Below are 9758 nucleotides of genomic sequence, written 5' to 3' on the forward strand. Positions count from 1 at the left end.
CGACAACTCCGCGTGCACACCCAAGGTTCCCGCCACGTTCACATCCGCTCCCGCCGGCCCGTCACCGCTCACCCATCCACTGCCGCATGACCGCCAGCAGATGGTCCGGATCGACCGGCTTCGTCACGTAGTCGTAGGCCCCCGACTCGATCGCCTTCTCCCGGTCGCCCTTCATCGCCTTCGCCGTCAGCGCGATGATCGGCAGTCCGGCGAACTGCGGCATCCTGCGGATCGCCGTGGTCGTCGCGTACCCGTCCATCTCCGGCATCATGATGTCCATCAGCACGACCGCCACGTCGTCGTGCTGCTCCAGCACCTCGATGCCCTCACGGCCGTTCTCCGCGTACAGCACGGACAGCCCGTGCTGCTCCAGCACGCTGGTGAGCGCGAACACGTTGCGGATGTCGTCGTCGACGATCAGCACCTTCTCGCCGCCGAACCGTACCGCGCGCGCCGGCTGCGGCGGCGTGCTCTCCTGCTCGGCGACCGTGGTCCACTGCTCCGGCCGGTGCTCCGGCGGCGGAAGACTCCGGCGGCGGCGCCTGAAGAGCGCGGCGGCCCCGTTCTGCGTCTCCCGGTACGACTTCACCTCCGCCGGCGTCTCGATCTCCGCCGACAGATCCGCGTCCGGCCGGCCCTCGGAGGCGAGCAGCTCACCGGCCTCCAGCGCCTGTACGGACTGCTGGTAGCCCTGCGGCGGCAGCTCGCTCGGGTGCACCGGCAGGTACAGCGTGAAGGTCGAGCCGCGGCCCGGTTCGCTCTGTGCGTAGATCTCACCGCCGAGCAGCTGCGCGATCTCCCGCGAGATCGACAGACCGAGACCGGTGCCGCCGTACTTGCGGCTGGTCGTACCGTCCGCCTGCTTGAACGCCTCGAAGATCACACGCATCTTGCTGGCCGCGATGCCGATCCCCGTGTCGGTCACCGAGAACGCGATCAGGCCGGCGTCCGGATCGGTCAGCGAACCGGCCTCCAGCATCTGCTCCCGGATGATCTGGGGCACGTCGGTACCGGCGGGCCGGATCACCAGTTCCACCGAACCGGAGTCGGTGAACTTCACCGCGTTGGACAGCAGGTTGCGCAGCACCTGCAGCAGCCGCTGCTCGTCGGTGTGCAGGGTGGCCGGCAGCTCCGGGGAGACCCGCACGGACAGGTCCAGGCCCTTCTCCGCGGTCAGCGGCCGGAAGGTCGCCTCCACGTAGTCCACGAGCTGGACGAGCGCGATGCGCGTCGGGGAGACGTCCATCTTGCCCGCCTCGACCTTCGACAGGTCCAGGATGTCGTTGATCAGCTGCAGCAGATCGGAACCGGCGCCATGGATCGTCTCGGCGAACTCGACCTGCTTCGGTGAGAGGTTGCCCTCGGCGTTGTCGGCGAGCAACTTGGCCAGAATCAGCAGGGAGTTGAGCGGCGTACGCAGCTCGTGCGACATGTTGGCGAGGAACTCGCTCTTGTAGCGCATGGACACCGCGAGCTGCTCGGCACGCTCCTCCAGGACCTGCCGGGCCTCCTCGATCTCGGTGTTCTTCACCTCGATGTCCCGGTTCTGCCGGGCCAGCAGCTCGGCCTTCTCCTCCAGTTCGGCGTTGGACGCCTGCAGCGCCTTCTGCCGGTTCTCCAACTCGGCCGACCGCTCCCGCAGTTGCTCGGTCAGCTCCTGCGACTGCTTCAGCAGCAGCTCGGTCTTGGTGTTCACCGAGATGGTGTTGACGCTGGTCGCGATCATCTCGGCGATCTGGTTGAGGAAGTCCTTCTGGATCTGCGTGAACGGCGTGAACGACGCCAGCTCGATCACGCCGAGCACCTTGCCCTCGAAGAGCACCGGCAGCACGATCACCTGTGCCGGCGGGGCCTCGCCGAGCCCCGAGGAGATCTTCAGATAGCCGCTGGGCGCGTTCTCCACCAGGATCGTGCGCTTCTCCTGGGCGGCCGTTCCGATCAGCCCCTCACCCGGCCGGAACGACGCCGGCATGGAGCCCATCGAGTAGCCGTACGAGCCGAGCATCCGCAGCTCGTAGTGGTCCTCGGAGTCGGCGCCGAGGTCCTGGCCCTCCATGAGCGGCATCGTCAGGAAGAACGCGCCGTGCTGCGCGGAGACGACCGGCGTCAGCTCGCTCATGATCAGCGAGGCCACGTCCGCCAGGTCTCGGCGGCCCTGCATCAGCGCGGAGATACGGGCCAGATTGCCCTTCAGCCAGTCCTGCTCCTTGTTGGCGATCGTGGTGTCGCGCAGGTTGGCGATCATCTTGTTGATGTAGTCCTGCAGCTCCTGGATCTCGCCGGAGGCGTCGACGTCGATCTTCAGGTTCAGGTCACCGCGGGTCACCGCGGTCGCCACGCGCGCGATGGCACGCACCTGCCGGGTCAGGTTCCCGGCCATCTCGTTCACCGACTCCGTCAGGTCCCGCCACGTGCCGTCGACGTCACGCACGCGTGCCTGACCGCCGAGCTGCCCCTCGGTACCCACCTCCCGGGCGACCCGGGTGACCTCCTCGGCGAAGCTGGACAGCTGGTCGACCATCGTGTTGATCGTCGTCTTCAGCTCGAGGATCTCGCCCCGGGCGTCGATGTCGATCTTCTTGGTCAGGTCGCCCTTGGCGATGGCCGTGGTGACCATGGCGATGTTGCGCACCTGACCGGTCAGGTTGGACGCCATCTGGTTCACGGACTCGGTGAGGTCCTTCCAGGTGCCCGCCACACCAGGCACGTGCGCCTGGCCACCCAGGATGCCGTCCGTACCCACCTCACGGGCCACCTTGGTGACCTGGTCGGCGAACGAACTCAGCGTCCGCACCATGGTGTTGAAGGTGTCGGCGAGCTGCGCGACCTCACCGCTCGCCTCGATGGTCACCTGCCGCGTCAGGTCACCGTTGGCGACCGCGGCCGCCACCTGGGAGATGTTCCGCACCTGCATGGTCAGGTTGTTGGCCATCAGGTTGACGTTGTTGCTCAGATCCTTCCAGATGCCCGTGACACCCGGCACGTGCGCCTGACCGCCCAGGATGCCCTCGGTGCCGACCTCACGGGCCACCCGGGTCACCTGCTCGGCGAAGCTCGACAGCTGGTCCACCATCGTGTTGACCGTCGTGACCAGTTCGAGGATCTCGCCCTTGGCGTCAACGGTGATCTTCTTCGACAGATCGCCCTTGGCGACGGCGGTCGTGACCTCGGCGATGTTGCGCACCTGGATGGTCAGGTTGTTCGCCATGAAGTTCACGGACTGCGTGAGGTCCTTCCAGGTGCCCGAGACACCCTGGACCTCCGCCTGACCGCCCAGCATGCCCTCGGTGCCCACCTCACGGGCCACGCGCGTGACCTCCTGGGCGAACGACGACAGCTGGTCCACCATCGTGTTCAGCGTGTTCTTCAGCTCCAGGATCTCCCCGCGCGCGTCCACGGTGATCTTCTGCGAGAGGTCACCGCGGGCCACCGCCGTGGCCACCTGGGCGATGTTGCGCACCTGGGCGGTGAGGTTGCCTGCCATGCCGTTCACGGAATCCGTCAGGTCCCGCCACACACCGGCCACGCCCGGCACCTGCGCCTGACCGCCGAGGCGGCCCTCGGTGCCCACGTCCCGGGCGACCCGGGTCACCTGGTCGGCGAAGGCGGAGAGCTGGTCGACCATCGTGTTGATGGTGTTCTTCAGCTCGAGGATCTCCCCGCGCGCGTCGACGTCGATCTTCTGCGAGAGGTCACCGCGCGCCACGGCCGTCGTGACCTGCGCGATGTTGCGCACCTGACCGGTCAGGTTGGACGCCATCGAGTTGACGGAGTCGGTGAGCTCCTTCCAGGTGCCCGACACCCCGTCCACCCGGGCCTGCCCGCCGAGCCGGCCCTCGGTACCCACGTCCCGGGCCATCCGCGTCACCTGGTCGGCGAAGCTCGACAGCTGGTCCACCATGGTGTTCACGGTGTTCTTCAGCTGGAGCATCTCACCGGAGACGTCCACGGTGACCTTCTGGGAGAGGTCGCCGTTGGCCACCGCCGTGGTCACCTGGGCGATGTTGCGCACCTGACCGGTCAGGTTCCGGAACGCCGTGTTGACGGAGTCCGTCAGGTCCTTCCAGGTACCGGCCGCGCCCGGCACCTGCGCCTGACCGCCCAGCTCACCCTCGACACCGACCTCCCGCGCGACCCGCGTCACCTCGGCACCGAACGCCGAGAGCTGGTCCACCATCGTGTTGACGGTGTTCTTCAGCTCCAGCATCTCGCCGGCCACGTCCACCGTGACCTTCTGCGACAGGTCACCGCTGGCCACGGCGGTCGTCACCGCGGCGATGTCGCGCACCTGCGTCGTCAGGTTCCGGAACACCGTGTTGACGGAGTCCGTCAGGTCCTTCCAGGTGCCGGCGACACCCGGCACCGTCGCCTGACCGCCCAGCCGGCCCTCGGCTCCGACCTCGTTGGCCACGCGCGTGACCTCGTCCGCGAAGATCCGCAGCGTCTCGGTCATCTGGTTGATCGTCTCGGCGAGCTGCGCGACCTCGCCCCGCGCCGGCACCGTCACCTTCTGCGACAGATCACCGTTGGCCACCGCCGTGGTCACCTGGGCGATCCCGCGCACCTGGGCCGTCAGATTGCCGGCCATCAGGTTCACCGAATCGGTGAGTTCCTTCCACGTACCGTCCACACCCGGCACGTGCGCCTGGCCGCCGAGGATGCCGTCGGTGCCGACCTCCCGCGCGACCCGCGTCACCTCCGAGGAGAACGCGGAGAGCTGGTCGACCATCGTGTTGACGGTGTTCTTCAGCTCCAGCATCTCGCCGGCCACGTGGACGGTGACCTTCCGCGACAGATCGCCCTTGGCGACCGCGGTGGTCACCAGGGCGATGTCCCGCACCTGGGCCGTCAGCCGGGACGCCATCGTGTTGACGGAGTCCGTGAGGTCCTTCCAGGAACCGGAGAGCCCGCGCACCCGGGCCTGACCGCCGAGCTTGCCCTCGGTGCCCACCTCGCTGGCCACGCGGGTTACCTCGTCGGTGAACGTCGAGAGCTGGTCGACCAGGTTGTTGACCGTACGGCCGACCTTCAGGAACTCGCCGCGCAGCGGATGCCCGGTGCCGTCCGGCGCCTGGGTACGCAGATCCATCCGCGGTGACAGATCACCCTCCGCGACCCCCGTCAGGACCCGGCTGACCTCCGAGACGGGCCACACCAGGTCGTCGACCAGCGCGTTGGAGTTGTCGATGGCGGTCGCCCAGGAGCCCTCGCAGGCCCCCGTCTCCAGCCGTTCCGTGAGCTTTCCCTCACGCCCCACCATGCGCCGCACGCGCGACAGCTCACCGGTCAGGTGCAGGTTGCGGTCGGCCACCTCGTTGAAGACCGCGGCGATCTCCGACATCACGCCGTCCCCGGACACCGTGAGCCTCTTGCGGAAGTTCCCGTCCCGCATGGCGATCAGAGCCGCCTGCAGCCGGTTCAGGGCAGCCGTGTCCACGACGGTGGTGCCGCCGCCCCTGCCCAGGGACTGTCCGCCCTTCGCGCGCGCCTTCGTGCCCCGCGTCGCTGCGCCAGACTCCACTGTGTCCCTCCCGAAGGGGTTGACCGTTACCGCTGTGCTCGGCCACATCGGCCCGGTGTGCCGCTCACCGGCATTCCGGTTGCTTCCGCGTACCCGTTACCGCTCGGTATTTCTCCCAGACGAGCTCCGGACACACCAGGGGCTGCTGCCCGCCGTGCACGGAACACACTCAAACTGACCCGACCTTCGTCAGAAGCTTGCCCAGTGTTTCACCCCGGCCGAACCAGGCCATAACAGTTCGGCAGCTTCGCACATCGTCCGCACACACCCTGGGGGGTTAAACAACGGCGACCGGCATCCGCTCGGACGGCGAAGGTAAGTAACCTTGCATGCGGCTGTCCAGCCGCACCGGTCCGTCCGGCCTGGGCGGTGGCACGGGAACGAGCGGGCATCGGAGGGGCGGCCGCAGAACATGACCACCGGACTGATCCCCGGGGGACCTCCCCCGGAGCCACGGCCGACGGGTGAGCTGATGCCGCAGCAGCGGCGCGAGCCGGCCGGCCTCGCAGCCCTGTCCGACGACAACCGGCCAAGGAGTTTTGTGATCACCGCGCGCGCGGCCGCCAGCTTCGAGCCCGTCGGACGATCGGTGGCGACCGCCCGGTCCTTCGTCCGCGACACCCTCCAGGGCTGGGGTTTCGCCGACATCATCGACGACGCCGTGGTTCTCACCAGCGAACTCGTGACCAATGCGGTGGTGCACGCCGGCACGCACGCCGAGGTGCTGTGCCTGCGTACCGAGGACGGCGTGCGCATCGAGGTCTCCGACCGCTACCCGGAGCGCGAGCTGCCCGTGCAGAGCGCCCACGCCGCCATGGGCAACCCCGACCGCGAGGGCGGCCGCGGCCTGCAGCTGTGCGCGGCCCTGGCGGCCCGCTGGGGTGTGGACTACACGCCCACCCACAAGAACGTCTGGTTCCAGCTCGACCTGCCCGAACGCCCGGTCGGCACCCGCGCCGCCGGCCCCTCGCTCCCCGCCGACCTGCTCCCGCTGGCCGACGGCCGGATCCGCGTCGCGGTCCTCCAGGTCGACCGGAAGGGCTCCATCAGCGCCTGGAACGAGGACGCGGAGGAACTCTTCGGCCACCCGGCGAGCGAGGTCGTCGGCAAGCCCGTCACCGACCTCGCGGCCTGGCCGCACACCCCGGGCACCGGCACCGGCATCGCCGAGGCGCTGCGGCTCTCCCGCTGGGAGGGCAGCTACGGCATCCGCCGCGCCGACGGCCGGGTCGCCCCGGTGTACGCCTCCCACCTGCGGGTCCGCGACACCGGCGGTGAGCCCTCCACCGTGTGCCTGCTGGTACGCGATCACGAGCGCGCCGTCCTGCAGACGCCGCTGCGCGGTCCCGTCACCGACCAGACGTCGGCCTCCGACGGACAGAGCGCCGACCCGTTCGAGGTCTTCATCGGCTCCCCCGCCCCGGACGACCTGGACGGCCTGCTCCAGCGCACGGTCGAGCGGGCCCGCGACATGCTCGACGGCGACTCCGCGTTCCTGCTGCTCGCGACCGACGACGAGACCGAACTCGAGGTCCGCGCCTCCACCGGCCTGCCCTCCGCCCGCCAGCGCTTCGCGCGCGTGCCCGTCGAGGCCGGCCCCGGCCGCTACGGCTCCGCGCGCATGCCCGCCGTCCACGACGACCTCACCGCCGTCCCCGGAGCGGTGCCGCTGCTGTCCGGCACCGGCATGCGCTCGGTGGTCACGGTCCCGCTGAAGGTCGAGGGCCGTCTGACGGGGTCCCTGGGTGTCGCCGCCGAGGCACCCGGCCGGTACTCGAACGAGGAGGCGCTGCGCCTGCAGTTCGCCGCCGACCGCATCGCGCTGGCCGTCGAGTCGGCCCGGCTGGGCGAGTTGGAGCGGCTGCGCCGCGGCTCCCTGAGCTTCCTGGTCGAGGCCTCCGACCTGCTGGCCGGCACGCTTGACCGCGACCAGACCCTGGCCCTGATGGCGCAGATGACGGTGCCGACCCTCGCGACCTGGTGCGCGGTCTACACGATCGCCGACCAGGCCTCGGAGCCGTATCTGTCGTACGTGCTGCACGAGGACGAGGACCTCATCGACGGCATCAAATCACTGCTGTCGAAGGTTCCGGCACCCGACCCGGTGCCGACGCCCGGCGCCCGGATCTGGTCCGCGCCCGGCGAGGTCGCCCACCAGGCGGCCCTGCGCAGTTCCATGCGCAGCCTCGGACTGGCAGGTGGCCCCACGCACCAGGTCGCCTCGGGCATCGGCCCGACCCTGGCCACGGCCTCAGCGGTCGGCGGCGAGACGGTCGTCCTGCCGCTGGTCGCCCGTAACCGCGTCATCGGCATGCTGACCCTCGGCAAGCCGACCGACGAGCACTTCCGCCAGGAAATCCTGGAACTGGCCGAGGACTTGTCCCGCCGGGCCGCGCTCGCCCTGGACAACGCCCGCCTGTACTCGGAGCGCACGGCCATCAGCCAGTCCCTCCAGCGCAGCCTGCTCCCGCCCGGCCTGCCGCACATCGACGGCGTCGAGGTGGAGGTCATCTACCGCGCGGCCGGCGAGGGCAACGAGGTCGGGGGCGACTTCTACGACCTCTTCCCCATCGGCAACGGCGCCTACGGCTTCGCCATCGGCGACGTCTGCGGCACGGGCCCGAACGCGGCCGCGGTCACCGGCCTGGCCCGGCACGCGCTGCGCCTGCTGGCCCGGGAGGGCCTGTCCGGACCGGCGGTGCTGGAGCGGCTGAACTCGGCCATCCTCGACGAGGGCGACCGCAGCCGCTTCCTCACGCTGCTCTACGGCGAGATGCGGCCGCAGGAGGACGGCAGTGCCGAGCTGAAGGTGGTCTGCGCCGGCCACCCGCTCCCGCTGCGCCTGCGCCAGGACGGCACGGTGGTGCCGTCGGCCGAGCCCCAGCCGCTGCTCGGGGTCATCGAGGACCTGGAGCTGTACGAGGAGACCGTCACCCTCGACCCCGGTGACGTCCTGCTCTGCGTCACCGACGGAGTCACCGAACGCCGTGAGGGCACCCGCATGTTGGGCGACGACGGCCTGGCCGACGTCCTCACCACGTGCACGGGCCTCACGGCGGGCGCGGTGGCCGCGCGCATCATGCGCGCGGTGGAACGCTTCGCCTCGGACGCCCCGTCCGACGACATGGCGATTCTGGCCATGCGAGTGCCGGAGCCCCACCAGGAGGCATGAGAAAGGCCCCGCCCATTCGGGCGGGGCCTTTCTGTCGGAGCCCCCAAACGGAATCGAACCGTTGACCTTCTCCTTACCATGGAGACGCTCTACCGACTGAGCTATAGGGGCCTGTCGCTTTCGAGGTTTCCCTCGCGGCAACAAGAAAACCATACCCTGAACAGGCCCGAGTTCCCAAACTCGTTCGGCGTACGTTCAGAAGGCGGGCTGAAGCAGTCCTCCGAGTGCGTTGCAGGCGGAGACGATCCGCTGCATCTCCCGCTTGGTGAGCGAGGCGTACACCGGCAGGGCGAGCGTCTCGTCCGCGGCCCGCTCGGTCTCCGGCAGCGTGACGCAGCGCCGGAACTCCGGGAGCCGGTGCACGGGAGTCTTCACGGGGACGTGGCAATCGATTCCCTTGGCCCGCAGGGCGCGGGCGAAGGCGTCGCGGTCCGGCCGGCCGTTGCCCGGCACCCGCACCACGTACTGCTGGTAGGTGTGCCCGAAGCCCCCGTCCGGCGTCCGGACGCCCTTCAACTTGGCGTCGAGATAGGCGGCCCGCTCTCTGCGCTGCGCCATCTCGTCGTACGGCGCCTCGGACTCCCCCTGCTCCAGCACGAGCAGCCCGTGCCGCTGTCCGAGCTCGTGCAACCGCGCGATGTCCGCGCGCCGTCCGAAGCGGTGCACGACAACTATGCTCGCCGTGCGTGGAGTTATGGCCGATTCCACCGCTGACGGGTCGAGGCAGTAGCCGGCCGGATCTATGTCGGCGAACACCGGCAGCGCACCCGCCTGGGTCACGGCCTCGGCCACTTCGACGTTCCCGAAGGCCGGTACGACGACCTCGTCACCGGCTCCGATGCCGGCCGCCCTGAGCATTGCAGCAGTACCCATGGCTCCGATGCTGGACGTGCAACGTGAACTCGAAGTTACGCATAACAAAAAAGGGTTGGACCCTGAACCGAAGTTCGGGGTCCAACCCTTTCGAAATTTGTTCGGCGGCGTCCTACTCTCCCACAGGGTCCCCCCTGCAGTACCATCGGCGCTGTGAGGCTTAGCTTCCGGGTTCGGAATGTAACCGGGCGT

3 protein-coding genes, 1 tRNA gene and 1 rRNA gene are annotated in these 9758 nt (G+C 69.3%); 1 reads left to right on the forward strand and 4 read right to left on the reverse strand.

Annotated features, from left to right (window positions below; genetic code table 11):
* Positions 1–61 precede the first annotated feature (61 nt).
* A complete protein-coding gene (locus tag ACZ6B1_RS32215) occupies positions 62–5521 on the reverse strand; it encodes a HAMP domain-containing protein (protein WP_468784216.1) in 5460 nt (1819 codons plus the stop codon).
* 412 nt (positions 5522–5933) lie between these two features.
* Here ACZ6B1_RS32215 and ACZ6B1_RS32220 point away from each other — a divergent pair, with 412 nt between their 5' ends.
* Positions 5934–8693: a SpoIIE family protein phosphatase gene (locus tag ACZ6B1_RS32220; protein ID WP_468784218.1), complete on the forward strand. Its 2760-nt coding sequence runs from the start codon at positions 5934–5936 to the stop codon at positions 8691–8693.
* 38 nt (positions 8694–8731) lie between these two features.
* On the opposite strand, the gene ACZ6B1_RS32225 is transcribed toward ACZ6B1_RS32220, so the two are convergent.
* From ACZ6B1_RS32225 to rrf, 3 genes are all read right to left on the reverse strand, one after another.
* Positions 8732–8804: transfer RNA gene (locus ACZ6B1_RS32225), tRNA-Thr, on the reverse strand.
* Between the two features lie 84 nt (positions 8805–8888).
* Entirely contained in the window at positions 8889–9551 is a 663-nt protein-coding gene (locus tag ACZ6B1_RS32230) for a DegT/DnrJ/EryC1/StrS family aminotransferase (RefSeq protein ID WP_468784238.1), read from the reverse strand.
* Positions 9552–9665: 114 nt separating this feature from the next.
* Positions 9666–9758: ribosomal RNA gene (gene rrf / locus ACZ6B1_RS32235) — 5S ribosomal RNA — on the reverse strand; the annotation flags it as partial.

Source organism: Streptomyces sp. NPDC041129, from assembly GCF_055592265.1.